The organism is Leclercia sp. M50, from assembly GCF_037150775.1.
Lineage (GTDB): Bacteria > Pseudomonadota > Gammaproteobacteria > Enterobacterales > Enterobacteriaceae > Enterobacter.
Map to the genome: position 1 here is coordinate 1 of NZ_JBBCPK010000069.1, position 25,625 is coordinate 25,625.

30 protein-coding genes and 1 pseudogene are annotated in these 25,625 nt (G+C 54.3%); 26 read left to right on the top strand and 5 right to left on the bottom strand.

Going from position 1 to position 25,625, the window contains the following annotated elements:
• The 25 genes and pseudogenes from WFM46_RS16495 to WFM46_RS16615 form a co-directional block, all read left to right on the top strand.
• On the top strand, positions 1-1,069 hold a 1,069-nt coding region (locus tag WFM46_RS16495; RefSeq protein WP_336998030.1), incomplete at its 5' end, for a DUF1073 domain-containing protein.
• A gap of 31 nt (positions 1,070-1,100) precedes the next feature.
• On the top strand, positions 1,101-1,991 hold the full coding sequence (locus WFM46_RS16500) for a phage minor head protein (protein ID WP_336998055.1): 891 nt from the start codon (positions 1,101-1,103) through the stop codon (positions 1,989-1,991).
• Positions 1,992-2,020: 29 nt separating this feature from the next.
• Entirely contained in the window at positions 2,021-2,518 is a 498-nt protein-coding gene (locus WFM46_RS16505; protein WP_336998031.1) for a hypothetical protein, read from the top strand.
• Positions 2,519-2,587: 69 nt separating this feature from the next.
• Entirely contained in the window at positions 2,588-3,976 is a 1,389-nt protein-coding gene (locus WFM46_RS16510; protein WP_336998032.1) for a DUF2213 domain-containing protein, read from the top strand.
• Between the two features lie 3 nt (positions 3,977-3,979).
• Positions 3,980-4,411 (top strand): hypothetical protein, encoded by a 432-nt coding sequence (locus WFM46_RS16515; RefSeq protein ID WP_336998033.1) that lies wholly within the window; start codon positions 3,980-3,982, stop codon positions 4,409-4,411.
• An 11-nt stretch (positions 4,412-4,422) separates the two neighbouring features.
• Positions 4,423-5,505, top strand: a complete 1,083-nt coding sequence (locus tag WFM46_RS16520) for a major capsid protein (RefSeq protein ID WP_336998034.1) — start codon at positions 4,423-4,425, stop codon at positions 5,503-5,505.
• Between the two features lie 9 nt (positions 5,506-5,514).
• Complete coding sequence (locus WFM46_RS16525) at positions 5,515-5,895, top strand: hypothetical protein (RefSeq protein ID WP_336998035.1); 381 nt, start codon at positions 5,515-5,517, stop codon at positions 5,893-5,895.
• Between the two features lie 2 nt (positions 5,896-5,897).
• Positions 5,898-6,278, top strand: a complete 381-nt coding sequence (locus tag WFM46_RS16530) for a DUF7370 family protein (RefSeq protein ID WP_336998036.1) — start codon at positions 5,898-5,900, stop codon at positions 6,276-6,278.
• Positions 6,278-6,451, top strand: a complete 174-nt coding sequence (locus WFM46_RS16535; protein ID WP_336998037.1) for a hypothetical protein — start codon at positions 6,278-6,280, stop codon at positions 6,449-6,451. The genes WFM46_RS16530 and WFM46_RS16535 overlap by 1 nt, the downstream gene beginning before the upstream one ends.
• Positions 6,451-6,807, top strand: coding sequence for a hypothetical protein (locus WFM46_RS16540; protein ID WP_336998038.1), 357 nt, complete (start codon positions 6,451-6,453; stop codon positions 6,805-6,807). The genes WFM46_RS16535 and WFM46_RS16540 overlap by 1 nt, the downstream gene beginning before the upstream one ends.
• Before the next feature lie 396 nt (positions 6,808-7,203).
• On the top strand, positions 7,204-7,572 hold the full coding sequence (locus WFM46_RS16545; RefSeq protein WP_336998039.1) for an HK97 gp10 family phage protein: 369 nt from the start codon (positions 7,204-7,206) through the stop codon (positions 7,570-7,572).
• Positions 7,569-7,952 (top strand): phage tail termination protein, encoded by a 384-nt coding sequence (locus WFM46_RS16550; protein ID WP_336998040.1) that lies wholly within the window; start codon positions 7,569-7,571, stop codon positions 7,950-7,952. The genes WFM46_RS16545 and WFM46_RS16550 overlap by 4 nt, the downstream gene beginning before the upstream one ends.
• Before the next feature lie 58 nt (positions 7,953-8,010).
• Positions 8,011-8,766, top strand: a complete 756-nt coding sequence (locus WFM46_RS16555) for an Ig-like domain-containing protein (RefSeq protein ID WP_336998041.1) — start codon at positions 8,011-8,013, stop codon at positions 8,764-8,766.
• Between the two features lie 50 nt (positions 8,767-8,816).
• Positions 8,817-9,560, top strand: coding sequence for a DUF6246 family protein (locus tag WFM46_RS16560; RefSeq protein ID WP_336998042.1), 744 nt, complete (start codon positions 8,817-8,819; stop codon positions 9,558-9,560).
• A gap of 72 nt (positions 9,561-9,632) precedes the next feature.
• A complete protein-coding gene (locus tag WFM46_RS16565) occupies positions 9,633-10,007 on the top strand; it encodes a hypothetical protein (protein ID WP_336998043.1) in 375 nt (124 codons plus the stop codon).
• A gap of 57 nt (positions 10,008-10,064) precedes the next feature.
• Positions 10,065-11,432, top strand: a pseudogene (locus tag WFM46_RS16570) (tape measure protein); the annotation flags it as partial.
• Complete coding sequence (locus WFM46_RS16575) at positions 11,412-12,308, top strand: hypothetical protein (protein WP_336998045.1); 897 nt, start codon at positions 11,412-11,414, stop codon at positions 12,306-12,308. The pseudogene WFM46_RS16570 and the gene WFM46_RS16575, both read left to right, overlap by 21 nt.
• Positions 12,308-12,778 (top strand): hypothetical protein, encoded by a 471-nt coding sequence (locus WFM46_RS16580; RefSeq protein ID WP_336998046.1) that lies wholly within the window; start codon positions 12,308-12,310, stop codon positions 12,776-12,778. The genes WFM46_RS16575 and WFM46_RS16580 overlap by 1 nt, the downstream gene beginning before the upstream one ends.
• Complete coding sequence (locus tag WFM46_RS16585) at positions 12,775-13,263, top strand: DUF1833 family protein (protein ID WP_336998047.1); 489 nt, start codon at positions 12,775-12,777, stop codon at positions 13,261-13,263. The genes WFM46_RS16580 and WFM46_RS16585 overlap by 4 nt, the downstream gene beginning before the upstream one ends.
• 9 nt (positions 13,264-13,272) lie before the next feature.
• Positions 13,273-13,653 carry a nitrite transporter gene (locus WFM46_RS16590; protein ID WP_336998048.1) on the top strand — a complete coding sequence of 127 codons (381 nt, stop codon included), beginning with the start codon at positions 13,273-13,275 and terminating at the stop codon, positions 13,651-13,653.
• Positions 13,650-16,733, top strand: coding sequence for a host specificity factor TipJ family phage tail protein (locus tag WFM46_RS16595; protein ID WP_336998049.1), 3,084 nt, complete (start codon positions 13,650-13,652; stop codon positions 16,731-16,733). Before WFM46_RS16590 ends, WFM46_RS16595 begins: the two co-directional genes overlap by 4 nt.
• A 56-nt stretch (positions 16,734-16,789) precedes the next feature.
• Positions 16,790-18,727 (top strand): hypothetical protein, encoded by a 1,938-nt coding sequence (locus WFM46_RS16600; RefSeq protein WP_336998050.1) that lies wholly within the window; start codon positions 16,790-16,792, stop codon positions 18,725-18,727.
• 176 nt (positions 18,728-18,903) lie between these two features.
• Positions 18,904-20,340 (top strand): hypothetical protein, encoded by a 1,437-nt coding sequence (locus tag WFM46_RS16605; RefSeq protein WP_336998051.1) that lies wholly within the window; start codon positions 18,904-18,906, stop codon positions 20,338-20,340.
• 123 nt (positions 20,341-20,463) lie between these two features.
• Entirely contained in the window at positions 20,464-20,703 is a 240-nt protein-coding gene (locus WFM46_RS16610) for a hypothetical protein (RefSeq protein WP_336998052.1), read from the top strand.
• Entirely contained in the window at positions 20,703-21,020 is a 318-nt protein-coding gene (locus WFM46_RS16615; protein WP_336998053.1) for a hypothetical protein, read from the top strand. The genes WFM46_RS16610 and WFM46_RS16615 overlap by 1 nt, the downstream gene beginning before the upstream one ends.
• Before the next feature lie 499 nt (positions 21,021-21,519).
• Here WFM46_RS16615 and WFM46_RS16620 read toward each other — a convergent pair whose 3' ends face one another.
• Entirely contained in the window at positions 21,520-22,467 is a 948-nt protein-coding gene (locus tag WFM46_RS16620; protein WP_231736520.1) for a VirK/YbjX family protein, read from the bottom strand.
• Positions 22,468-22,643: 176 nt separating this feature from the next.
• Between WFM46_RS16620 and pphA the strand changes: the two genes are divergently transcribed.
• Positions 22,644-23,288, top strand: coding sequence for a protein-serine/threonine phosphatase (gene pphA / locus WFM46_RS16625; protein ID WP_159339511.1), 645 nt, complete (start codon positions 22,644-22,646; stop codon positions 23,286-23,288).
• Here the strand turns inward: pphA and WFM46_RS16630 are convergent, their stop codons facing one another.
• The 4 genes from WFM46_RS16630 to WFM46_RS16645 all read right to left on the bottom strand — a co-directional run.
• Complete coding sequence (locus WFM46_RS16630; RefSeq protein WP_039030805.1) at positions 23,289-23,480, bottom strand: YebW family protein; 192 nt, start codon at positions 23,478-23,480, stop codon at positions 23,289-23,291.
• Between the two features lie 104 nt (positions 23,481-23,584).
• Complete coding sequence (locus WFM46_RS16635) at positions 23,585-23,824, bottom strand: YebV family protein (protein ID WP_103181101.1); 240 nt, start codon at positions 23,822-23,824, stop codon at positions 23,585-23,587.
• Between the two features lie 103 nt (positions 23,825-23,927).
• A complete protein-coding gene (rsmF, locus tag WFM46_RS16640; protein ID WP_336998054.1) occupies positions 23,928-25,370 on the bottom strand; it encodes a 16S rRNA (cytosine(1407)-C(5))-methyltransferase RsmF in 1,443 nt (480 codons plus the stop codon).
• A gap of 76 nt (positions 25,371-25,446) precedes the next feature.
• On the bottom strand, positions 25,447-25,625 hold a 179-nt coding region (locus tag WFM46_RS16645), incomplete at its 5' end, for a hypothetical protein (RefSeq protein WP_336998056.1).

The window sequence follows — 25,625 nt, forward strand, 5'->3', positions numbered from 1 at the left end:
CATCCAGGTTAGAGACAGTAAGCCGTGGTGGGATCCTGTCGATAAGGCGATGGTTGGCAGGCTGCAGGAACTGGCGCTCGTCCGGCTCATTCCCGTCTGGGAAGCACAGCTCGACCCGGTCAGTTATAACGAGGACCAGGACAGTGAGGACTACGGCGCTGTCAGTATGTACTCGTTTACAGAGATACCTGTGCAGCAGCAGCGCAGCGGCCAGCCCGGGCGAATCATCAACGTTCACCCCGATCGCGTCATCATCCTGGCGGAAGGCTCGGATGACGGGCGGCTTGATTCCGGCGAGTCGCTGCTGGAAGAGGGCTTCAACAAGCTGCTGGACCTCGAAAAGGTTTCTGGTGGGGCTGCTGAGGGGTTCCTGAAGAACGCCAGCCGGCAACTCAACTTTAACTTCAGCGCTAAGACGAGTTTCTCGCAACTGGCAAGGGCGCTTGGTGTTAGCGAGGCCAAGCTCTTTGAGGGGATGGATGACCAGGTTCGCCGCCTGAATGACAGCACAGACAGCGCCGTCATCATGCAGGAGGGCGATACCAGCGTGCTTTCTGTGGCCGTTGCCGACCCGGAACCCACCTGGCGAACAGCGCTCAATGAGTTCTGCGCTACTGTGCCGATCCCAGTGAAAGAGCTGGTTGGCATGCAGACCGGCGAGCGGGCCAGTACTGAAGACGCAAAGTCCTGGGCTAAAACCCGTATGAGTCGACGTAACGGATTCCTGACTGACGTCATCATTGAGGTGGTCACACGCTTCTGGACACTTGGCTTTATTCCTCCGGCCAGGGGCGAGGAGGTCACCGTGGGATGGTCCGATCTGCTGGCACCGAGTCAGGCAGAGAAGATTGCCAACATGGATAAGCTGGCTGACGTCGCCGTTAAATCGACGAACGCATTTGGCCGCTCAGCCATCACCGAGAATGAGATACGCGCGGCAGGTGAGCTGCAAGCCCTGCCAGAACTTGATGACGAGGTGCTGCCAGATGGCAATAAGCCAAAGCCTGACCCACTGGCCGACCCAGAATCAGAAGCCGAAGAGTCCGGTAATACCACGGTCGAAAGTTGATCCCACGATGTCGCGTAAACCAGTCAGCAGGATGGAGCGCGATATCGAGGACCGGTATTACGCGATTAAGTCAGCCCTGAAAGCCCTGTTCGACCAGCGCCTGACCGGGCGAGAGCGAGAGGTTAACAGCCACAGCTGGCACTTCCTGTGTCACGTCAACGGCGACGATCAGAGGCTCTACCAGGTCAATGCCGGGAAGTTCATCTATGACATGACCCCGCAGGATCTGGCGGAGCTGCTCGAAGCGGTGCAGGGCATTCTGGATGATTACCTGCTGGAGGGCGGCGAACAGAATCAGTGGGCCATGGATTACGTCGTCGCTGAGGCGCAGCGCGGTACGCTGGAGGCGTTTAACAACCTCTCGCAGCAATCGCAGGTCTACGCCAACCAGACGACGTTACAGCAGCTTTTAAGCAGTCCCGGTTATCAAAACCAAATCGCCTCCGCCAGGCTGACAACGTTCAGCGACTGGAAGGCGATCAGCGATGCCTCCCGGGCAGACCTGACAGGCATCATCACCGATGCTGTGGCGCGCGGGGTTAACCCACGGGAAACAGCCAGCGTTATCAGTAAGCGCCTCGATGTGTCGATGAGCCGGGCCAAGGCGATAGCCCAGACCGAGCAGGTAGGCGCGCTGCGGCAGGCTCAGTGGAACGAAACTGACTGGGCCGCTGACCGGCTGGGGCTCAATACCGGCCTGTTGTGGCTGTCAGCGCTCAAGCCAACGACGCGGAGCTGGCACGCCAGCCGTCACGGCAGGGTCTACACCACCGAAGAGGTGCGCAATTTCTACGCTGAGAACGGCAACCGGTACAACTGCTACTGCAGCCAGATCCCGGTGCTGCTCAACGACGACGGCAGCATATTTAACGAAGGGCTGGCTGATAAGCTGGCGAAAGAGCGCAAGCAGTGGCATAAATGATTGATTTCAAAATCTCATAAGGAATAGCTATGCCTGGAACTGCTTTCGATGCTGTGGATTTCTGGTCAAAAGTTGGAGTTGGGATAATCACTGGCGCGGTTGCTGCACTTTTAACCGCAATAGTTACCCTTAAGCGCTTTTATCATGACAAATGGTGGGAAAGAAAACACCAAGCCTATAACGATCTGGTTAACAACCTTTTTGAACTCCAGTTATTTTTTAGAGATGCAAGGAACCGTTCTCGAAAAGAGCGCATGGGTAGGTCTTTTTCTGAAGATTTAGACTGGGAACGAAGCGTTAATCTTCACATTGCCATTCAGCGTCAATTGGCGTTAGCTCCGATTTCCCTTAGCAAAAAAACCAATGACCTTGTCCATGATTTTTTTGACAAATCTCATTCCCAAGATTACTCCATGTACAATGAAAATATGCCATCAGAAGTTGTGTATGATGAAAAAGTGAAGCTATTAAAAAATGTTATTCATGAAATTACCCACGATGCTAAGAAAGAATTGAAATTCAGATAGGCTATCGAAATTTAAGAACCCGCATCGGCGGGTTTTTTATTGCCTGAAATCCACCAATGAGGACCCAGCATGAAACGCAACCGCGTTAACGTGCTGACCGTCGTCAACTCCGCTTCAAACATCACCACCGAAACCGTCAACGGCAAGCCACATATCGTGGTTCGCGGCATCACGCCTGTCGTGGACGATATTGTGATGAACCGGAAGTTGTACCCGGCAGCTGAAATCGAAAAGGCCTATAACACGCTCGAGCGTAACCCGATGCCGCTGGGCCACCCGAAGGTGGATGGCAAGCACGTGTCGGCTCGCGATGTCCAGGCGGTGAACGAATACCACGTCGGGGCCTGGCTGCAGAACGTCAGCCACAAAGACGGCAAGGTGACGGGGGACATGTACGTTAATCGCCAGTACGCCGAATCCAGCGAGAAGGGCAAGCGCCTGATTAACCGCCTGGACGAAATGCTGGCCGGCACCAACTCCGACCCGATCCACATCTCCACTGGGCTGCTGTATTCCGGCATTGCCGCCAACGGCGAGTCGAAGGGCAAAAAGTACAACGAGATCGCCACCAACATGATGTTCGACCATGTGGCGGTCCTGCTCGATGAGCCGGGCGCCGGAACGCCGGATGAAGGCGTGGGCATCTTCGTTAATGCCGAGGGGGATGAGCAGGAGATCGAGCTGGCGAACCTGGCCGACGCCGCCGACTGCACCCGCGAAGGGATGCTGAACAAAACCCGCTTCTTCTTCACCAACGCCTCCAATTTCTCCTTCGACGATATCCAGCGCGCCATCAGCGACAAGCTGCGCGATGGAGCGGGCGAAGATAAGTGGCTCTGGCCGGAAACGGTGTGGCCCGACAGCTTCATCTACCGGGATGACACCAGATACCTGAAGCAAAAGTACCTCATCGATGATGCCGGTAAGGCCGTATTCGTCGGCGAGCCTGTAGAAGTCGTGCGCAAACCAACTGAGTACGAGATTAAAACCAACGGAGAGAACGATCCGATGAAAGAACTGATTATCAATGCGCTGCAAGCCGCTGGTAAGCCGACCGAAGGCAAGTCCGACGCCGAGCTGATGGACGCATACAACCAGCTGGCAGCAGAGAAGGCGGCCGCCAAAACCGAAACGCCCGAAGAGAAGGCTACTCGCGAAAAGGCTGAGAAAGAAGAGCGTGAGCGCGCAAACAACCAGGCGGAAGCCCCTGCATGGTTTAAGCCATTCGCGGACGATCTTGCTGCGGTTAAATCTGGCCTGACAGTCAACGCCGATAAGGAGAAATCAGAGCAGCGCGCCGCCGTGAAAGCCAAGTTCGGCATGACCGATGTCGCGGTGAACGCGCTGGACGGCGAGCCGCTGAAAGAGCTGTTTGCTCAGTGCCAGACCTCAACCGGCCTGAATGGTGCATTCCGCCAGGCTACCAATAACCAGTCAGTCAGCGAAATGCCGGAGTAAAAAATGGCTAAAGACGGAAAACACGTAATTCACGCGGGCGGTATTTTCCCAAACCCGCTTCTTAATCGCGAAGGCGCCGCGGCGGCGGCCACCAAGCCAGGCACCATCGGTTTCTTCGCTGCCGGCAAGTTCACCGCCTCCGTAGATGGCAATGAGCAGGCAATCCTGTATGTAGCCGATTTCGACTATCTGCGCTGTCAGACTGTCGACGACGCGATCCCGGTCGGCGAGCTGGTGGTGGGTATCCACCCGCTGGAAGGTATGTTCCTGAACGTGCGCGCGGCGGCGGGCACCTACAAAAAAGGCCAGCCCCTGACCATCGCCAATGGCATGGCTAAAGCGGCCGGATCTACCGACAACGTCCGCGGCTATGTCGAAGAGGACGTGGCACTCACTGTCGTCGCAGGCGATCTGCTGCGTATCGTTATCAAGTAAGGAGTACCTGAATGCTTGTATTTTCCCGCTCTATCGGTGAACGCACCGGTAACCTCGAAGTCAACCAGGCGCAGTTCCGCGAGCTGGAGATGGCGCGCAACATGAGTGCGCAGTCCGTCGCTGACTTCATTGCCCGTGCCCGCTTCGGTGAAAACGGACATCTGGACGCAGTGAACGCGGTGGACGACATCCGCCGCATGTACCGCGCGTACGATCAGACCGTTCTGGCGCAGTTCGAACCCAATACCGAGTTCACTCTGCTCAACGACCTGATGCCGCTGTCCCGCTCAGTTCGCCTGGAAGAGTCCGTGTATGAATATGCGCGCACCGGCGGCCGTGGCTGGGCTCATACCTCTATGTCCGGCCAGATTGGTGCGGCGCTGGATGCTCGCGCGTACAGCTTTGACGGGACGATGGTGCCTGTGCACGACAGCGGCTTCAAGTTCCACTGGCGTGACCCGATCTTCAACAAAGGATCTGCACTGGCCTCCCTGTCTGACGCTCAGCGTGGCTCTGTTGATGATGTGCGTCGCAAAATCGTCGACTACATGTTCAACGGTTTCCGCGATTCAGAAGGTAACTTCGTTACATTCGACGGCAAGACCTGGAAAGGGCTGAAGAATGACGACCGCGTAGCTCAGGTTGACCTCGGAGCTTCCGGTCTGAACATCAACTTCGCCACCAGTACTGATCCGGAAGCGATGCGTAACGGAGCGATTAAGCTGCGCGATACGCTGAAACTTCAGAACAACCAGTACGGCCAGCAGACCTGGTACGTTTCCAGCGAAATCATGTCCAACTGGGAGCAGTACTACGACACCCAGAACAAGACCCGCACAGTACTGGAAGAGATCCTGAAACTGTCTGGTATTGCCGCGGTGAAAGAGGATGCCGAGCTCACCGGAAACCAGATCCTGATTGTTCCGCTGGCGGCAGGTGTTATCGCGCCGGTTGTTGGTCAGGCTGTTGGTACCGTCGCAGATCCACGCCCGTTCTATAACAGCGACTATGTATGGCGTACCTGGGGTGCTGCTGGCCTGATGGTCAAGCAGGACATCAATCTTAAACACGGCGTTCTGTACGCTCACGGTTAAGGGGGCCTTATGGTACTGGTAGAAATCACAGCAGGTAACGTCTTCGCCGGTGCCAACCTCCGCAAACTGGAGGTTGGTGCGGTAGTTGAAGTTGACGATGCGACGGCGGCGCGCTGGAAGGCATCTGGCAAGGCAAAAGACACCGAAAAGAAGAAGGGTGAGAAGCTCTTTGACGAGTCATCCACGGTGGCCTCGCCGCAATCAGGCGATCTGCAGGAACAGCTCGCGGCGGTGACCAAGTCTCGCGATGAGGCGCTGGAGCAGGTATCACAGTTCACCGAGCAGGCGGCGAAAGAGAAGGCAGCTTTCGATGCGCAGCTCGCGGCGGTGACCAAACGCGCTGAAGATGCAGAGGCCGCACTGGCAGAAGCAACCAAGAAGGCGAAATAACCATGGCTGACCCAATCACGGCGGCAGACGTGCAGGCGTTCCTCGGTGAATTGGGTTACTCCATCCCGGGAGCGCTGCTGGAGCCGATCCTCTGCGTGGTGAATAAAATCATCCCGTGCCTCGACGGAGCCGGGTATGACGACTGCACCGCGAAGCTGATCCTGATGTACGCCGCTGCGTTAATGGCTACGTCGTCTGGCGCGCGCCGCCTCAAATCGCAGGGTGCGCCGTCTGGCGCGTCACGCTCGTTTGAGTACGGCGACGACAGCATCACCTGGCTGCGCGATTCACTGGGCCGACTCGATACGAGCGGCTGCACCGGTGAGCTGCCGATTAGCGCCGGTAACAGCGTCGGCATGTTCATGGTAGTCGGGGGCTGCTGATGACCTGGATACCTGTGAGCGTCCGGCTGCCACGTTCATTCACCCGCGTCTGGGTGCTTACCGACACCGGGCGGGAGACCACCGGCTATGTTAAATCGGACGGCGAGTGGTTCATCAACTGCCCGCGCATTCGGGAGACCGGCGCGAAAGTGCTGCGCTGGAAGGAGGACTGATGTCATCAGTTGCAAACTGGTCCTACACCGCCAAAGCCACCATCTGGCGCAAAGGCGCTGGCGGCAGGGACGAGAATGGCGATCCCATAAACGGCTACGCCGCACCGGTAGTCATCATGGTCGATTATGAGGGCGGCCTGTCAAAGCGTATCGGCAGCCTGGGCGCTGAAGTCGTCGTGAAGAACACCGTCTGGACTGAGTATGCGCTGGCCGGCGCTGGTGATTACCTGCTGATTGGTGAGTCTGCCGACGCCGATCCGGTTGCTGCTGGCGCTGACGAGGTGAGGCAGGTTATCCGCTACGCCGACACGTTTGAGCGGGTGGCGGATGATTACGCCATACTGACGGGAATCTGATAAACCTGTGTAATAATGGACCAAAATATCAATGGGATGACAGGTAATGGGGTTTCAGTACTGGTTCACGGTATGCGCGGTCTTTTTGGTTGGTCCAATCTCCCTGGTCCAATCATTTGTATACTGTCGTAGGGGCGTTTATACCAAAACATTCAAAGGAACGAGCCGAAAAGAGTACATTCACGTTGATGAAAAACCTATTGAATTCTGGTTCAGCATTATCTTTCACATGGTAATGGGCATGGCGATGATTATTTTAGGTTTCTGGCTCCTGGAGGACATCCCCGTGGTTAATCATTGGTACGCTGAAATCCGCGCAATGCTCCCTTTTTGATTCACCTATTGAATGTTACCAAACCTCGCTCAGGCGGGGTTTTTTATTGCCAGGAGAAAACCATGGGCATCAAAGTGCGCGGTGTTAAGCAGTCGAAAGCCGGGCTCAATCGCATCATAAACGACGTGAAAGGGCGAAAGGTTGTCCGGGCGCTACAGTCAGCAATGATAATTGGCAGTTCACAGGCCGCGCTTTACACGCCTATCGACACCTCGACGCTGCTCAACAGCCAGTATCGAGAGTTAGTTAATCAGGGCGTTCGTCTCACAGGTCGGGTGGGATACACGGCGAACTACGCTGTTTTCGTTCACGACCCTAACGTGCCGCAAACCTTCCGCCGCGCTACCGCACAGAAAGAGTTCCTCACCAAAGGCTTTGAGGATACCCGCAGCCAGATAGACGCCGTTATGCGCAAGGAGCTATCAGTATGATGCCAGCCATGTACGAGCGCGTCCGTAACTTCTTTGTGGATGCCGGGCTTACAACTGGCAGCATTGTTCAGTTGCTGGCGTTCGAAGACACAAAGAATCTCGCTGACTCCTTCATCGTGTTTCGCCCAAATGGCGGTACCGATATTCGTAACGATCTCGGCTCTGACCACTATGTCATGGTTGATGTAGTGGGGGCGAAGGATAAGCGAGGGGCGACAGCAAAGAAGGCGCAGGAGCTTATCGATTACGTCGAACAGAACGACATTGTCGACGAGTGCCTCGGGCTAATCCAAAACCTCGGAAACCTGCCTGCACCTGTTCTTACCGAAGAGGGTCGCCTGGTCTTCCGACTGCAGTTCATGTGCGTATACGGCGAGTAACCCCACCATCAACCCATCAGGCTACCATCCGGCGGCCTTTTTTATTTGAGAGGTACACATGCAAGGCTGTGCTAATGATTTTGGCAAGCTGATCGGGAAAGTAGCTGTGCTACGCATGGCCTTTGGCTGCCCCGACGCGGTGCCCGCGCTTTCCGAATGGAAACGCCTGGGCGCTATGACGACCAAGGGTCTCGATTATTCGATGAACACCATCAACTCCGAGGCCGATGACTCTAAAGGCCTTGTTGAGAATCTGGTCAACAATATGGACATCACAATTTCTGGTGAAGGTGAGGCTCGTAAGAGAGACAAGAGCACAGAGATTGGTGCCTGGAGAATGGGCAAATACATCTTCGATGAAGTGCAAGCCGGTCGCCAGCCGACTCTGTGGGTCAGATTCGATTTTGCTGGCGAAGATGCCGGCACCTACATCATGGGGTACTTCAACACCACGGCGTGGTCTGGTGACTTCGGTACGAATGACATTTCCACCTTCTCCGGAGAGTGGAAGGTCTACGACGCTGACACCGTCGTGTTTGAGGTTGCTGACTCCATCGCAGTCACTGGCGTGGACGTAACTCCGGCAACGGCGTCCCTGGTGGAGGGAACCACTCAGCAACTTAGCGGCGCGGTTCAACCACCTGATGCAACGAATAAGGCGATCACCTGGGTAAGTTCAGCACCCACATTCGCAACGGTCAGCTCTACCGGGCTGGTTACAGCCGTAGCAGCAGGTTCTGCGACTGTCACAGCTACGACAGCTGATGGCAGTTTCAGTGATTCGTGCGTGGTTACCGTTACAGCTGCACCGTAATTACTACAAAGGGCAGCGCGCTGCCCTTGATAATAATTATGGAGACTTCTATGACCCCTCTGAAAGAAATTGGTGAGTGCGTTATAGGCGCAGGAGATCGTGAATATTTCTTTCGCCCGTCCTTTCGCAATATGTCGCGTATAGGTGAACCAGCGCACATCGTCAGGGCTTTCTATGCCCTGTTCAATAATGACGTTGCGAGGTTGTTGGACGAAGCAAGGAGCATTCACAGAGCAATACCTGAGCATCAGAGGTTGTTCTATGCCCATTATTTTGGCGATGCCGATTTGCCTGGGTGGGCGATCGAGGCTGCCCAATCTGCTGGCTTTGTGCGTGAGGCGCTACTTTCAGCCATTAATGTGATTCAGTCATGCTGCGATGAGGATGTAGCGGAATTAGTTGGATGGCATGACATCGCTAAAGCCAGTAAGCGAACGTTCGTGTGGCGCCGCGGCGTGCTACCACCTGAAAACCTGATTCTCATTGCGCAGTCGCTCATGATGCACGGAATTATAGGCCGCACCCGGGTGAGGAAACTTCAGAAGCACGAAGGGAAGGTCTCGACGACAGAGTTTCACGCCACTGAGTACATCATGGCAGCGCGAAACCACTTCGGGATCAGCAGGGATGAGGCAGAAAATCTCACCATGACCGAGTTTGCCATGATGCTGAATGCCAAATATCCGGACGAGAAAGGTTTCACCCGTGAGGAGTACGACGCTGTTATGGACGATGACGATCGCCGCTGGCAGAAAATGATTGAGCGCGAAAAATCAGCAAAGAAATCCGCCTGAGTTAATAATGGATGTACCGTAATCGCCTGACCGGGCGTAATATGGCTCGACAATAAAACTCAGGGGATAAGAGTGAAGAAAATACTTTTGGCTTTGGCTATTCCGCTGGCTCTTGCTGGCTGCAAGCCGGGCGAGGAAAAGGCAATTTCGCTGGCGCAATCTGAAGTTTCAGCCAATCTACTGGATCCTGGTAGCGCGCAGTTCCGCAATGTGAAAGTTGCAAAAATGACCGATGCTGAAGATGGCCGTGTCATTGCTATAGTTTGCGGGGAGATTAACGGAAAGAATGGTTTCGGTGCCTATGCAGGCTTCCATCCATTCCTCGTTGAGCTGAACATGAAATCGAAAGGGATGTTTTCAAAAGGTGTCGACTACAGCCTTGGCGATCACTTCCTCAGCTCTAAAGATACACCTCCACCGCCGTCCTACACCGAACGATGCCAATAAACTACACGAATAACTAACCCGCCACTCGGTGGGTTTTTTTATGCCCGGAGAAAAGAGATGTCTGAAAAAGCAGGCGAGATTTATTACGACATCGAGGCTGATGTTTCTGGCCTGCTTAAGGCGCAGGGGAAGGCCAATAAGTCATTAGATTCGATAGGAAGTTCAGCCACCAACGCAGCTAAAAAGATGGATGAGCTGCAGACGAATATCAACCGCGTCGCCGGGGCTATCGCCGCTTCACTCGTTGTTGACTGGGGTAAGGCATTCCTCGTTGCTGCTGACAACATGAGCCAGTTGACTGCTCGCATAGAGAGACTGACAGGAAGTGCAGCTACAGCTGCGCAAACTATGCAAAGCCTGATGCGTATCAGCACGGCGACGGGTGGATCGCTTCAGGACACGGCGAAGTTATGGGAGACTCTCAGCACAGCTCTTCGCGACACCGGCGCGACAAATGGACAGATTATTCAGCTGACCGAGACTCTTCAGAAAATTGGGCGTATCGGTGGATCATCATCCGAGGAAATGGCGAATGCACTCCGTCAGTTCGGCCAGTCGATCTCGTCTGGCGTTGTGCGGGCTGAGGAATTCAACTCCATCCTTGAGCAAATGCCTGAACTTGCGCGCCAAATAGCAGCCGGGTTGGGCGTAAGCATAGGCGAACTGCGTCAACTTATGCTAGATGGAAAGTTGACGGCAGAAGACGCACTGAACGCCATACAGAAGCAAACTGCGTCCGTCAATGCGGAGTTCGAGAAGCTGCCTCGTACACTGGCCCAAGCCAATACCGCTTTGACCAATTCGTTCCTTTCTATGGTCGACTCAGTGAACCAGGCTACCGGTGCAAGTAATGGGCTGGTTGCTGTTATTGATTCTATATCTGCTGCCCTCGATAGATTGACCGGGAAAACTGCTTCAGCAGCAGCGCAGATTTCAGATCTTAATAGCACCGCCGAAATGTTTGAGCGCCGAGCGCGAACATATTCATGGCTCGGGCTTGATGGCTGGGAGGCGCAAAGTAAAGCGATTGCTGGCCTGAGTAATAAAGCAGCCTTATTGGTTGGAGATCTGGCGGCAGTGTCAAAAGCCTCGCAAGCGGCAGCTAACACCAAGCCGATCGAGATCAAAACGACTGGAACCTCTACTGGAAGCAAAGCGAAAGGCGGAAAATCTGCGGTACAGAAAGAGACTGAGCAGTACGCAAAAGCTCAAGAGTCGGTTAACCAAAAACTGGATGATCTGAAGCAGAAGGCTACGTTGTCAGCTGATAGTGTAGAGGATCTTTCTCGGGCGAATGCCATCCTGAATGCTGAACAGTCACCTTGAAACTCCGCAACCAAAGACCAAATAAAGCTTGCGGGTGAGTATGCCGCCAAAATTTGGGACACAACCAACGCCATTAAGATGCGTCAGCAGGCGGAGCAAGCCTCCCGGTTTATCAATCAGGAGGTGGCGGCCTCAAAAGTTCAACGCGATCCCTACATCGATGAAGCGCAAGATCCCGCCGCGCAGGTAAACGAGGAAGAGCAGCGCAAGCTCGAAGCTCTGGCTAAATACCAGGAGCTGGGTGTGATTAACGCTCAGCAGTATGAGGACGGAAAGACAGCCATCGCGAGGCAGGCATCAAACGACCGCATCAGCATTGCACAGCAGGAGGCAAAGCGTCAGGTTGACGTGATGAACATGCTGCTTGGCGGGATCGGTGAAGGTTTCTCTGGACTGGCAGAAATCGTGTCCAAAAGCGCTGGCGAAAGCAATGCCGCTTACAAGACGCTGTTCGCAATCAGCAAAGCCTTTGCTGTTGCACAGTCCACTCTGAACCTTCAGCTTGCGCTCTCAAACGCCATGGCCTCCGGACCATTCCCCTGGAACATGGCAGCAATGGCGCAGGTAGCCGCAGCTGGCGGCCAGGTGATCTCATCTATCGGCGCAATGTCGTATGGTGGCGGACGCGAACACGGCGGCCCGGTATCGGCCAGCTCCATGTACCGTGTTGGCGAGGGCGGCAAGCCTGAGATTTTCAAAGCCAGCAATGGCAGTCAGTACATGATCCCCGGCGATAACGGTCGCGTCATCAGTAACCGCGATATGGGTGGTGGCGGTGGTAGTGCTTTTAATTACAGCCCGACTATCCAAATCAACGGCAATCCAGATGAAAAAACCATTGCTCTGATAGAAGCGGCAGTGGCTCGTGGTGGCAAGCAGGTATACCAGCAAATAAGTGGAGATCTTGCCTCAGGGAAAGGAAACGTCTCTAAAGGCCTGCAAAGCGGCTGGACCGCTAAAAGGAGGATCGGTTAATGGGTAAACAAACCGACATCAATTACCCCCATGAGTACCTGCCAATGCCGCAGCGCCCCGGGCATGGATTCACACCCGTCAGCCCCCTACAGCGCTCCAACATGACATCCGGCCGCACGCGCCAGCGTCGCAAATACACCTCGGTTCCGACTGAGGCGTCTGTTTCGTGGGTGTTCAGCGATGCCCAGGCGCAGCTGTTTGAGGTGTGGTTCAGGGATGTGATCACCGACGGCGCAGCGTGGTTCAATATGCGCATGCGTACGCCGATGGGTGTCGATGACTACGTCTGCAGGTTCAAGGACATCTACGAAGGGCCAGTACTGTATGCGCTGGGGTTCTGGAGATACACGGCAATCCTTGAGTTGTGGGAGCGCCCAATCCTGCCGCCTGGCTGGGGTAATTTCCCCGAGTTCATCGTCGGGCAGAGCATTATTGATTACGCGCTCAATAAGGAGTGGCCGGAAGCATGACAAGCCCAACACTCAACAGGCTGTATGCCAGCGGCGGCAGTGAGATCCTCTTCAACACGCTGCAGATTGCGGTCGGCGGCGAGACTTACTGGTTGGTTGAGAACTTCGAGGATATCACTGCTGTCACGGAAACCGGCGCATCGGTGAAGTTCGAAGCTGCTGCTATGGCCGTGGCGCTGCCTGCCAGAAATAAGGATGGCACACAGGATCTGCAGTTCGTCATCAGCAACATTGACGGCATCGTTTCCACTGCAATACGCAATGCCTTGGCTAACCTCGATGCCGGCACGCTGATAATGCGGCAGTACATCTCGACCGATTTGAGTTTTCCTTCGGCGCCGCCTCTGGTATTCCAGATTAAAGACGGGTACTGGAAAGCGACAGAAGTACAGATTAAAGCCGGTTTCCTGAATATTCTCGATACTGCATGGCCGCGCTACCGCTACACGCTTCCTGTTTTCCCGGGCCTCCGCTACCTCCAGTAGGAAATAACCATGTTCAATCCTGATAAATACCGTTCTGTCGAGTGGCAGAAGGGCGGACGCGCTTACCCCGCGCTGGACTGCTTTGGCATCGTCAATGAAATCAGGCGCGATCTTGGCCTGTTGCCGTGGCCTGATTTCGCCGGAATCACGAAGGATGATAACGGCCTTGACCGGGAGGCTCGCGGGCTGATGGCGGGCCTGACGCGATGTGAACCGACTCCGGGCGCGGGTATCGCCTGTTATTCCGGCTCTGTAGTGACACACGTTGCCATCGTGGTTGAGATTGACGGCCAGCTGCGTGCTGCAGAGTGCAATCCCCGCACTAACGTGACCTTTCTGCCGCTGGCGCGGTTTGAGCGCCGCTTTGTCCGTGTGGAGTATTACCAGTGACGATCCGTATCTATCCCTCCCGGCTGCCGGGCGAACCGCTGGAAACGCATCAACATGAAACGATGACCCTCAGTGCCTGGTTTGCGCAGAACGTGAAGGACTGGGCACCGGATCAGCAGCACCCGGTTGCGGTTGAAATTGACGGTGTCCCCGTCCCGCCGGCAGAGTGGCCACTGTGCGTTATCAAGCGAGAGACCGACGTCAGGATGTATCCGGTGCCGTACGGTACCGGCGCAGAAATCGCGATCTGGGTTGCCGTCAGCGTAGCCGTCGCCTCTGCTGCGTACAGCATCTACATGATGAGCACAATGTCGCAGGCAGGCGGCGGCGGTGCCCAGGCAGCCAGCGGCGACCAGATTGACCTCAACCCGGCCAAAGCGAATGCGGCGAAACTGGGTGACCCGATCCGTGAAATCTTCGGCAAATATCGCGTCTGGCCTGATTACGTCGTGCAGCCGGTAAGCCGGTTCGTCAATGAGACCAGCATGGAAACCAGCATGTTCCTGTGCGTGGGTGTCGGCGATATGGTGATTAACCAGTCCGACATCCGGATCGGTAATACGCCAATTTCCGCGTTTGGTACCGACGTGCGTTATACCCTCTATCCGCCTGGCGCCACGGTGTCCAGCGACACGCGCACTGAAAACTGGTTCAACTCACCAGAGGTCGGCAATACCGGCTCCGGTACCGCCGGGCTGGACCTGGGCTCAAGCGGCCCGGAGACGGTCAGTATTATCGCGGATGCGCTGGTCGTGGCAGGAAACTCCATCACGCTGGTTGACGTATCGTCGTCTGGCGATGAGGAGATCCCTCCGTCGTGGACGGTTGGAACGGTTATAACCGTGCTGGCCCCAAACTCTTACACGGTTGTGTCGTCCGGCGGTTACAGCGTGATTTATGGCGGGGTAGAGGAGCTGGCGCCAGTGGTCGGAATGCCGGTGTCCCTCAACTATAACGGCAACGACTACGACCTGGTGATTGCCAGCTATGTCCCGGGCGTTCCGGCAGTGCCGGGGGTGGGTGGCAGCGCCGCCAGAATCACCGCCAGTGCCGCGCCGACGTCATACGATTTCAGCAGCACGCCTGTGACGTTCAGCATCAGCTGGCAGGGCACAACCTACCCGGTATCACTGGTTACCAACTACGTGACCATGTCGGGACTGGTTTCTTCGATCACCTCGCAGCTATCCGGCTCCGGCCTCGTCGCACGCGATAATAGTGGTCGGCTTGAAATCGGCGAGGCCAGCAGTCCTTATGCTGGCGGAAGCATCACCAACAGCCCGTTGCCCGTTGCTGTGTTCGGTGATGCTCCGGTTAATACAGCAGGTGTGAAATCAACGGGCGGCACGGCGGAGGTAAGGGCGCACATTACCCTGGCCTACAATAGTGCCACCGGCACCCCATTCACCGGACTGCCGGAGGGCATTCAGCGCTTTTCCCTGGGTCTGGCCGGCAATCAGTTCAGGATAACTGCTGTGGATAGCCAGACGGTAACTGTAGAGCGGATAACTGTTACAACAGGCTCTGGCGGTGAAACCATCACGACTCCAGATCCATCATGGCCTGGATTCACTGAGCGCACGCTGCTGGATGCTACCGTGACGGGTGTCAGCGACGATTACGAATGGGTTGGCCCGTTCCTGGCCTGCCCGGACGGAGAAACACTGGACGCATTCGAGGTTAACATCAACTTCCAGAGCGGCCTGGTGCGTTACACCGACCAGGGGAATAAGCGCTCAATGCCGGTACGCCTGGTGATCCAGTATCGCAAGGTTGGCACTACCACCTGGCAGCAGCAGTCTCCGTTCTATTCACGCAGTACCGAAAACCAGATCGGGTTTACGCATCGCTACAGTGTGTCGCCGGGCCAATATGAGATCCGGATGCGCCGAACCGAACCGGTTAAGGGTGGTAGCACACGCGACCAGGTATTCTGGCAGGCGCTGCGCTCACGACTCAGCAAGCGCCCAACGAAGTACGATGGTGTCACCACCATGGCGCTGACCGTGCGCACAGGGAACCGGCTGGCGGCCATGTCCGATCGCCGGATAAGTGTCACGCCAACCCGGATTTACAGCGGCGGCAGAACGGCGCGGAGCATCAGCGGCGCGCTTTACCACGTCCTGGAGTCACTGGGGTTCACGGCCAGCCAGATTGATACGGCGGCGATTGATGCGCTGGAACAAACCTACTGGACGCCCCGCGGAGAGAAATTCGACTGGGCGAGCGGGGAGAGCAAATCAGCGCTCGAGGTGCTGCAAAAAATCACCAACGCGGGGATGGGGTATTTCCTGCTGTCTGATGGACTGGCATCTGCCGGCAGGGAAGGCATCAAACCCTGGGTAGGCATGATCACACCGCAGGAAACCACCGAGGAACTGCAGACCGCGTTTAAGGCCCCGTCTCAGGATGATTACGACGGCGTGGACGTGACCTATATCAACGGCACCACCTGGGCGGAAGAAACCGTGAAGTGTCGCCAGCCCGGCAACCATACACCGGTGAAAATCGAAAGCTACACGCTGGATGGCGTTCTGGACGAGGACCGGGCCTACCGTATCGGCATGCGCCGGTTGTTGGGCTACCAGCTGCAGCGCCTGCAGCACACCACTTCGACCGAGATGGATGCGCTCTGCTATGAGTTTATGGATCGCATTGTGCTGGCCGACGATATCCCGGGCAGCCAGACGCTTAGCTGCCTGATTATCGATATGAAGTATGACAGCAGCAAAATCACCATGACGCTCAGCGAGGCGCCGGACTGGTCGTTTGAAAATCCACGCGTGATCATCCGGCATCAGGATGGCCGGGCATCGGCAATGGTCGTACCGACTCGCATTGACGACTTCACCATCTCGGTGCCGTACATCGCATCACTGGAGCCGGAAATGTGGGCAATGAACGACCCATACATTGAGCCGCCGCGCCTGCTGTTCTGCTCGTCTGTGCGGGTTCCGTATGACGCGCTGGTGGGTGAGATATCTCCGGGTAACGACGGGATCAGCCAGGTGACGGCTATTCAGTATCACCCCGGCAAATATGCCTATGACGACGCCACATACCCAGGCGACGCCGCTTAAAAGCAATCAAAATTATCTGACCCGCTTCGGCGGGTTTTTTTATGCCCGGAGCGAGCATGACCACATACGCCACGAATAACCCGATCGGGTCCATGGATCCGAAGGACCTTTTCGATAACTCCCAGAACCTTGATTACGCGCTGAATGACATTACCCGAGCGATCTGGACTGACCGATTCGGCAGAAACAGGAAAAGCTACTGGGGGATGGAGCAGGCGTTTTCAGCTCAGTTGCTCAGTCAGCAGGAGCGTTTCAATACTTTCATCCAAAGTTCTGGATATAAGGTTATTGGCGAATATACCAGTGGACCTTTAACCATCACTGACTATAACCAGCTTATTCACTATCAGAATGAGTTCTGGAAACTGACCGCCGCAACAAGCCTTCCGTTCACGACTACCGGTAATGATGCCACTTCTTGGGCGAATGATTCAGCACATTTTGTCAGTGTGGGTGACGCGGCTCTCCGTCAGGAATTAGCCTCGCCCGGTGGCGCAGGCCTTATTGGTGGGGCGGTAACGCCAGTAACCTGGATTGGATTTTCTGGAGGTGCGGATAACACAGGTGTTGCGGCTGCAGACGTGGCATTTGCAGCTGCGAATGCTTCTGGTACGGGCGTTTTCGTACCAGCCGGCACATACAAAATATCTGGCAATACGGACATGTCAGCATGTGAGTTGATGTTTGAGAAGGGGGCTGTTATTGATGTGCAGGCGGGGGCAACGCTCACTGTCGGCAGGATCCTGTGTGGGTTACATCAGGTTTTCTCAGGTGCTGGCAACGTGGTTTTCACGACTAATACAATGAAGTCTCATCCGGAGTGGTTTGGTGCTGCGCGGGATATCGATTCTACTGCTGCAATAACCAAATGCCAGAGTGCCTGTTCACCAAATAAAATCACTGTTTCATTCATTGATGAATATCTAATATCTGATCTGACGTGGGACAGACGTGTGCCGTCAGAGGCCAGCCCAAGAGCATCTTTTAAGCCCATCGTTGGCGCGGTAAAAGGTGTGAAAATGACGGGTGGTAATTCTGTAGGGAAATCGTCCTTCCCTGCCATTTCGGGGTTTGCTGAATATGGTCTGCGGGTTGTTGGCACAAGTCTGCTTAACCTTTACATTTCAGAAATTCAGCAATGTGGAGATGCCCTTATCCTGGAAACATCCGGGTCCGACACGACGCTCTTGAATACTGAGGTCAGCCTGACATCCATTTCTGCATGTACTAACGCAATTGTATTTGTTGCGGATGCTCTGGCGAACGTGATGCAGGGCAATAAGGTTTATTGTAATTTCATTGCCAACTGTGAAAAAGCAGTGCTTTTCCGTGACAATGGCTTGGCCACCCCGGGTCCAAACTGGGACAGTAACCAAGTCATCACACAGGCTATAGATCCGACGCAAGCCAGAACGTCAGCTGTTATGCTGAAGAATGCGTGCTCTTATGCAATAAACCGCACCGTGTTCCGCGTTGAGACATGGGCTGGCGGTCTCGCTTCCACAGGTAAGTTTATTGAGGGGCGTTTCAACGATCTGGATGCTTATATCAACTTGTCGCAAAATCCCGGGATTGGTCAGCTATCTTATGTAGGTGCTTCAAACCGTGTTGATTTCAGTTCAGCCAGAGGGAGAAACGTAACCCCAGTGACTTGTGTGAATAGCACAAATAAAATGGCGGATTTTAATGGGGGCGTTCCGCTATTTCATAACGTGGTGAAGCTAAAGTATATACCGACAGTCGATTGGGCTAACAATACGCAGAAGCAAGTATATATTTATCACCAGCTTACGGACCAGAATACCAATGCGTTTACCATTATGCCTCCTGATTCAGGTTCATTCCGTGGATGTACTGTTGACTCAATAGTTGATAACAGTCAAACAGTTCCGTACGAAATTGTCATCAATCTACGTAATGTATCCGGAGCCACCATTACCGCCGGAACAACTAACGCTGAGATCGATTTCAAGCTTCGTGTTGGTCTGTATTGACTATTACCAGAGGATGGTGCTCGGAGCCATCTTCCTATAAGCCATACATGGGTATCACAAGCAGCTTACTTACCTCGCCGCACACCATCTTGGAAAGGGAATTTCAGTAAATATTTAGTATTGAGATAGCAATCCGAATGTCGCCTTTGTTTTTGTTTTAGCTGTGATGTATTGTGATGGTTTTTTACGAATTTAATCGGTGTTGTATGTTTTCTTTAGAGTGTAAATATGAAAATGGAAAGGACTTTCTTTCGTATGAATTGCCTGGATACTTTATTGATTACATCCCTCTGGTAGGGGCGACGAAACTAGCTTTTACTTTTGAGAACGCAGAACATCCAACCCGTCCACGCCCGAATGGTCTTCGTAAGCCATGGGGCGGGATGTGGCTGCATAATCTTGGGTATGCTGTTATTGGGGTTAAGCCTAAATTAGTCGACTGGTATCGTGGAAGAGATCTGCACAAATTCTTTCGTTCAAGTGAACTACAGGATTTTGTTAGCCAATTTGACCAAGTATTTTTGTACGGTTCATCAATGGGAGGCTTTGCCGCCTTAACCTTCGCTGATGCGTTTCCCGGCGCATCCGTCATTGCGTTCAATCCTCAGGCAACACTGGACGCCAGTATAGTCCCTTGGGATACGCGATACCCAGAAGGAAGCAGACAGGACTGGTCGGGCGACTTTTCGGATGCTCGAATTGGGGCATCAAAGGCAAAGTCCGTTTTCGTTGCTTATGATCCTTTGTTCAAATTGGACCGTAAACATGTCGAACGACTGGATCAAGAAAACATTATTCATTTCAAGATGCCGCTTGTTGGGCACGTCATTGCTGCATACATGAATGAGGTTGATATTCTTTCTACTTTCGTGGAAGGGGCGTTAGCTGGGACATTGTCTGCCCATGAATGCAGTCTGCTGGCAAGAAATCGGCGTAAAACACCTCAATATTTTTACTGTATGGGGAAAAGATCACGCTCGGTGGCTGTTAAGGAAGCATGCCTGAGAAAAATTTCTGAATTCGAGAAGGTATCTCCTTTATATCAGAGTAATTTTTCAGAGTTAATGGTTTCAAGCGGTAATTGGCATTTACTCCGTGAGCCAGAGATTCAAATATTTTTAAGCCGATTTGACGATGATTGTTTATCTGTACTGCTAAAAAAGGCCGGTGACAATGGCTATTGGGAGTATGCGCTTGTGATTTTGCAAAGAGCGATATCTGTACGGAAAGTCAGTCAGGCAATAATTATCCTAATCGCAGAATGCCTTTGGAAATTAGTCAGGTTACAAGAAGCGGAAGCTTACGGTAGGTTAGCGGTACATAATGCGCGACCAGGTCATGGAAATGCTTACCGCATCCTCGCACGAATTCTTTTTTCAGCAAAGAAAACTTCAGAAGCGCGAGATGTTGCTCGTGCTGGCGTAGTAGTTGAGGGAACAAGCTTTTTAGGATGGTGTGATCTTGCCCGCTACAGCGAAGCAATCGGTGATTATGCTGATGCCCTAATTGCATCTGAGCAGGCAGCTAAATTGCAGCCGGATAACCCTCATCCCAAAGTGGATATTCAGAGGCTGCGTTTAAAGTTAAGCCCTGATCTGGTCACTAATACATAGTTCGCCATAGTTAAGCATTGAGTTCATGTTAAATAAGCTTAACCACCACACACAGTAACAACGACTTGATCTGCACCTCCTTTAAAACTACTGTATATAAAAACAGTAAAAGGAGTGCAGATCATGCCCCGCAAATCAGACATTCACGGCGCATTTGTCGCTGCCATACAGCTAAACCCTAAGGGCTACCAGTGTTTGCGCACTGACGACTTTATCCGCGAGCTGGCTAAGGTGCACTGGCATTTCAGCCAGGCCGACGCCAATGAATGGATAGAGCGATATCAGGAATTCTTCGTCGATAAGACGCCGGACGACAGTGAGAACCGTCTGTGGATGCTGCGTACGATGGGGAGGGTGCTCTGATGGGGTTTCCTTCACCGGCGGCTGATTACGTAGCCCCTCGTTTATCTCCTGAAATTATCTGCGGTATAGGCATGGACAGCCGCATCCTCGAAACATCGTCCGGATTTGCCGTTATCGAGCCGGTTACCAGGCTGGTGCAGGGGCAGACTCTGCTGATCCTGTCGGGTGGCCGAACGCAGTTTGCGAAGCTCAGGGGCAAGGCGCTGATTTGTGATGACGGCGAAGCGATTGAGGGCGCAACGGCCGAAGAAGTCGAGGTGATGGGCAGGGTGACGTTCTTTATCAACAGCACTGATGCTGATGACATTCCGGTATAAGAAGCGGTGCGCACCTTTAAATCTTACAAACGGATCGGTAGCGATTTTGCCAGGGTAGGCTGGTGATGTAAACGAGCGGTTTTGTTTTCTGGAAGGAGCTACGCAAAGTTTTCACAACGGCGTATCGCACGTAGGCGATCAAGTTATGTTATTTGGGATGGGCGAGGGATACACGAAGTTTACTCGTCGCTCACTCGAATAAGTGAGTAACGGTTTGATCTTGAAAGAACGCAATGGTAAGTGTTGTAACGCTTATTTTGGTGGGCTTTCTATGGTAACTTATTGAAATATAACGAAGAACAGAGATTGAGCCGTAAACAGGAATCGTATTCGGTCTCTTTTTATCTGTTGAAAGTAAACGCCTTTTCCCGTTGCGGACTTTAACAGATGGGCAACATTCTCTGTTCTTCGTTAAACCATACCACACTACGCCCGGCGGAAGTCCAGTGCTTTTTAGCGGTTTTGTTAAATTTTTGGCTGTTACCGATGAAAGCAGAGATTAGCGGCAAAAACGTGCGCTGATGCCGCATTCAATCTCATCAAGCAGTTGAAAACGGCGGCGGTATTCCGCGCGTTTTTTACTGGCAATGCTGTCGATCGCTTTGCGCTCCATACCTGCTGGCAGGGCCCAGCGAAATGCACCGCACGACTTAGCGCCCAGCGATTGCCAGAATTCGTCATAGCTGGCATGCAGATGACGACCTTTACTCAGACGATAGCGCAGGGCGCGAAAAACATGGCCTTCATCGCTCACACCATAAATGGCGCTGATACCTGACTGCTTCGCCAGATTGAAGATCGCTTCCAGCAGGATCCGTTTTGGAAACAGGCCATAACAGGCGCGGGTGGCATTTTTGATCGTCTCCCGCCCTACGTCTTTTCGTGGCCCCTGCAGGCCGCCAATCACCAGCGCACTTTGGCCCTTCTCCTCAACAACGCTGAAGGTCAGGCTCGCCAGCAGGGTGTTATCCCCGGCCCGTAGCCAGAGCGTGGTTTCGCCCTCGCGTTCGGCCTTCACCGCGCTGCTGGCGTAAATCGTATAGTGCGCATCGTCTTTAGTGGCGAACTGCAGCAGCGAAAGTGGAGTCGGGCTGCTAAAGCTCCGCGCCAGGCTGGCGTCCGGCAGCGCATCAAGCCAGGCGTAATGGTGCAGGATGGCGTTGGCCCGCTCACCGGCACGTAATCCGCGAGTGAGATACTGACGCTGGGTTTTCACCGGCAGCGTAGTTTGTGCTTTTAACAACAGCGGAAAATCATCGCGACGGGAGAGCGTCTCCAGCATGCGGGTGGTTGAGGACCAGAACAGCAGGGAGCGCAGGAAAAATTTCAGCCTGTAATCGCGTTTATGCCACAGCGGGCCGGGCATAAACTCGCCCTTCGCCAGGGCGAAAATAACAGAAGAACGGTGCGTTAAAGACAGCTCAGCAGGCAGGATGGTATTAGACACGATGAAGACCTCTTTATATTTCTGCAATTATCTTAAAGGCCATCGGATAATCATTTAAGCGTTGCTAAACCTTTATTTCCGCTTTGTTTAATGTCGATTGAGGTTATTCCTAACCCCAGTTACCGCTCATCTTATTGTCAGCATTCCAGGGGCTATACTGATCATGAGGGGGCGCTATGTATCTCAATCTTGATGGTCACAACTGGCGACACGTCTGGGTGGTAAGCGATCTTCACGGTTGTTATCAAATGCTTATGGCAGATCTGCGGCAGCGGCATTTTAACCCGTATGAGGATTTACTTATTTGCGTTGGCGATTTAATCGATCGCGGACCGGATAGCGTGAAATGCCTGCAGTTATTAAATGAAGCGTGGTTTTATGCCGTGCGGGGCAACCATGAGCAGATGGCGCTGGACGCGCTGCAGAATAATGATTTTGGCCTGTGGATGATGAATGGCGGCAATTGGTTAGCACAATTAAAGGGTGAACAGCAGGCGCAGGCGCTGGCGTTGCTCAGGCGCAGTGAGACCCTGCCGTGGATTATCGAAATTGCCTGCGCCAACGGCGTGAATGTTATTGCTCATGCCAATTACCCGTCCTCCCACTACGTGCGGGACAAGCCGGTCAACAAGCAAAGCGTCCTCTGGGACAGGGCACGCTTGCGGGAACTGATGAGCGGCAACGAGGCGGGGATCGCTGGGGCGGATCACTTCTGGTTCGGGCACACACCGCTCAAAACACGTTATGACTGCCAGAACCTGCACTATATCGACACCGGGGCGGTATTTGGCGGCGCGTTGACCCTGGCGCAGCTACAGTGATTACAGGTCGGAATACTCCTGCGCCGGACGCCAGAAGCCGTCGATGAAGTCTTCAACCGGATAACAGCCGCCGTGACGAATACGCTGATCGTCCATCGAGGCCTCACACTGCGGTTCGGTGCGATACACATCCACCACCAGATCTTCACAGCCTGCGTCCAGATAACAGATAAATAACACCAGTGCGTACATCATGCCCCTCAGCATTTACTACCATATTGATATTGTAGGGGATGATTCAGGGAAGAGGAGATTATGAGAATAAATAACCCGCCTGCGGGCGGGTTCTCTTTGAATCAGGCAAGGCGCATGATCCAGGCATCGGAACTTTGATCGTAATGCTCACGGTAAAGGACTGAGTGTTCGCCATCGAGGATTGCCGGGACGCTGGTGTCTGCATCCCATGCATCGAGCTGCATGCAAAGGTCGGGATCGGATTTGCAGGGGATGGTTAACGTTCGTTCGCCCTGCGTATCGCCGCTTAACTCGGCATCATCGATTTCGAATGCGCCAATGCGCACATTGGTTTTCGTCATAATGCTCTCCATGATCACGCTGTGTTCTGGTACGACCAGTATAGTCGCCCACTTTTCAGCCTGGACAATGAAGAGCAAAAGCGCCAGTAAAAAAGTGCTTTTTTTAGCGCGCTTCACCGTTACCGGTAAACAAGCGGCCATCGCGAACCAGCTCGCGCGGATAGCTGTTTTTAAGCCGCGTGCCCACTTTTTTCGCCATGCCTATTGGGAAGCCCTGCCAGGTCACTACCGCATCATCCCCGGACGGGGTTTCCTGCGGCCAGACATCGCGTCCGCGATACCACTCTTCCGCTTCCGCCTGGGTTAAGGCAAAGGTGTTGTGCTGGCCTGCCAGCGCGATCACCGCTTCATGCTGCCAGCGATAGCCTTTGTTGTGCGTCTCCGCCAGGCGCAGGCCAAGACGGGAGAAGCGCACTTTGCCGATCAGCGGCTCAATCTCTGTCGGGAATAACCACACCTCTTTATCTCGCTGCCACAGACGCAGATTGTCGTCCCAGAACAGGCCCGCCTGGTTAGCGGCGGCAGTAATCTGTTGGGCTTCGCGGGCTTTAAGGGGCGTGAACGGGAAGTTTCCGACCTTATATTTGGGGGCGGGCAGCGGTGCAACGGCGGCCTTTTTACGCAGGCGCGCCACGAAAAAGCCTTCGCAATCGTAAATATGCGGAAAGACGTGCAGGAAGCCTTCAGGCGTAACGCAGTCCCCGGCGCTGGCGAACAGGTCGTTGAGCGGCAGGAATTCAACGGCATCCGGATACTGCTCCTTAAGCCACAGACAAACGGCTTCGTTTTCATCGCGGTTAAGGGTGCAGGTGGAGTAGACCAGCGTGCCGCCCGGACGCAGGGCGTGGAAGGCGCTGTCGATAAGCTCGCGCTGGGTGGCGGCGATCTCAAGGTTGCTGGCAACGGACCAGTTCTTCAGCGCATCGGGATCTTTTCGCACTACCCCTTCGCCAGAGCAGGGGGCGTCCAGCAGGATCGCATCGAAAGCCTCCGGCAGGGCGGCGCCAAACACGCGGCCATCGAAATGGGTGAGCGCCACGTTGCTGATCCCGCAGCGGCTGATATTCGCGTGCAGCACCTTAACGCGGCTGGCGGAGAACTCGTTGGCGAGGATCGCGCCCTGGTTGTTCATCCGCGCGGCGATCTGGGTGGTTTTGGAGCCGGGGGCGGCCGCCACGTCCATCACCCGGGCGGGCATATTGCCATCGGCAAACAGCGCAGCAACCGGCAGCATGGAGCTGGCTTCCTGAATATAGAAGAGCCCGCTCAGATGCTCTGCGGTACTGCCCAGCGGCAACGCCTCTTCGTCGTCACGCTCGATCCAGAATCCCTCTTCGCACCACGGCACAGGGGTGAGCTGCCAGCCGTAGGGGGCGACAAGCGTGAGAAAATTCGCCACGCTGATTTTCAGGGTATTGACGCGCAGGCTGCGGCGCAGCGGGCGCTGGCAGGCAGCGATAAACGCATCAAGAGAGAGAGGGTCAGGCAGAGCCTGGCGCATTTGTGCCAGAAATTCTTCTGGCAAATAGACGGAACGTTGAGACACGAGCGCACCACAGGGAGTCAAAGAGGCGCGCAGTGTACCACAAACGCTCCGGTGGGTTGACACCGGAGCGTAGGGGTTATCGTGGCAGGGCCGTTCCCCAGGTGCGCCACTCTTTCGGTTCGCTCTCCTGCAGCAGGAAGTGCTTGCCAGGCTGAGATTTCGGCGCGAGCGGGGTGCCAGGCGGCGTCGCAAAGGCGATACCGCCGCGGATAAACTGATTAAAGGTCCCGGTTTTCACCACCCCGCCGGTCAGGC

Excerpts from the sequence above, each read along its gene's own strand:
- WFM46_RS16500 (WP_336998055.1), top strand. The coding sequence starts at position 1,101 with ATGGAGCGCGATATCGAGGACCGGTATTACGCGATTAAGTCAGCCCTG.
- WFM46_RS16505 (WP_336998031.1), top strand. The coding sequence starts at position 2,021 with ATGCCTGGAACTGCTTTCGATGCTGTGGATTTCTGGTCAAAAGTTGGA.
- WFM46_RS16510 (WP_336998032.1), top strand. The coding sequence starts at position 2,588 with ATGAAACGCAACCGCGTTAACGTGCTGACCGTCGTCAACTCCGCTTCA.
- WFM46_RS16515 (WP_336998033.1), top strand. The coding sequence starts at position 3,980 with ATGGCTAAAGACGGAAAACACGTAATTCACGCGGGCGGTATTTTCCCA.
- WFM46_RS16520 (WP_336998034.1), top strand. The coding sequence starts at position 4,423 with ATGCTTGTATTTTCCCGCTCTATCGGTGAACGCACCGGTAACCTCGAA.
- WFM46_RS16525 (WP_336998035.1), top strand. The coding sequence starts at position 5,515 with ATGGTACTGGTAGAAATCACAGCAGGTAACGTCTTCGCCGGTGCCAAC.
- WFM46_RS16530 (WP_336998036.1), top strand. The coding sequence starts at position 5,898 with ATGGCTGACCCAATCACGGCGGCAGACGTGCAGGCGTTCCTCGGTGAA.
- WFM46_RS16535 (WP_336998037.1), top strand. The coding sequence starts at position 6,278 with ATGACCTGGATACCTGTGAGCGTCCGGCTGCCACGTTCATTCACCCGC.
- WFM46_RS16540 (WP_336998038.1), top strand. The coding sequence starts at position 6,451 with ATGTCATCAGTTGCAAACTGGTCCTACACCGCCAAAGCCACCATCTGG.
- WFM46_RS16545 (WP_336998039.1), top strand. The coding sequence starts at position 7,204 with ATGGGCATCAAAGTGCGCGGTGTTAAGCAGTCGAAAGCCGGGCTCAAT.
- WFM46_RS16550 (WP_336998040.1), top strand. The coding sequence starts at position 7,569 with ATGATGCCAGCCATGTACGAGCGCGTCCGTAACTTCTTTGTGGATGCC.
- WFM46_RS16555 (WP_336998041.1), top strand. The coding sequence starts at position 8,011 with ATGCAAGGCTGTGCTAATGATTTTGGCAAGCTGATCGGGAAAGTAGCT.
- WFM46_RS16560 (WP_336998042.1), top strand. The coding sequence starts at position 8,817 with ATGACCCCTCTGAAAGAAATTGGTGAGTGCGTTATAGGCGCAGGAGAT.
- WFM46_RS16575 (WP_336998045.1), top strand. The coding sequence starts at position 11,412 with ATGCGTCAGCAGGCGGAGCAAGCCTCCCGGTTTATCAATCAGGAGGTG.
- WFM46_RS16580 (WP_336998046.1), top strand. The coding sequence starts at position 12,308 with ATGGGTAAACAAACCGACATCAATTACCCCCATGAGTACCTGCCAATG.
- WFM46_RS16585 (WP_336998047.1), top strand. The coding sequence starts at position 12,775 with ATGACAAGCCCAACACTCAACAGGCTGTATGCCAGCGGCGGCAGTGAG.
- WFM46_RS16590 (WP_336998048.1), top strand. The coding sequence starts at position 13,273 with ATGTTCAATCCTGATAAATACCGTTCTGTCGAGTGGCAGAAGGGCGGA.
- WFM46_RS16600 (WP_336998050.1), top strand. The coding sequence starts at position 16,790 with ATGACCACATACGCCACGAATAACCCGATCGGGTCCATGGATCCGAAG.
- WFM46_RS16605 (WP_336998051.1), top strand. The coding sequence starts at position 18,904 with ATGGTTTTTTACGAATTTAATCGGTGTTGTATGTTTTCTTTAGAGTGT.
- WFM46_RS16610 (WP_336998052.1), top strand. The coding sequence starts at position 20,464 with ATGCCCCGCAAATCAGACATTCACGGCGCATTTGTCGCTGCCATACAG.
- WFM46_RS16615 (WP_336998053.1), top strand. The coding sequence starts at position 20,703 with ATGGGGTTTCCTTCACCGGCGGCTGATTACGTAGCCCCTCGTTTATCT.
- pphA (WP_159339511.1), top strand. The coding sequence starts at position 22,644 with ATGTATCTCAATCTTGATGGTCACAACTGGCGACACGTCTGGGTGGTA.
- WFM46_RS16630 (WP_039030805.1), bottom strand. The coding sequence starts at position 23,480 with ATGTACGCACTGGTGTTATTTATCTGTTATCTGGACGCAGGCTGTGAA.
- WFM46_RS16635 (WP_103181101.1), bottom strand. The coding sequence starts at position 23,824 with ATGACGAAAACCAATGTGCGCATTGGCGCATTCGAAATCGATGATGCC.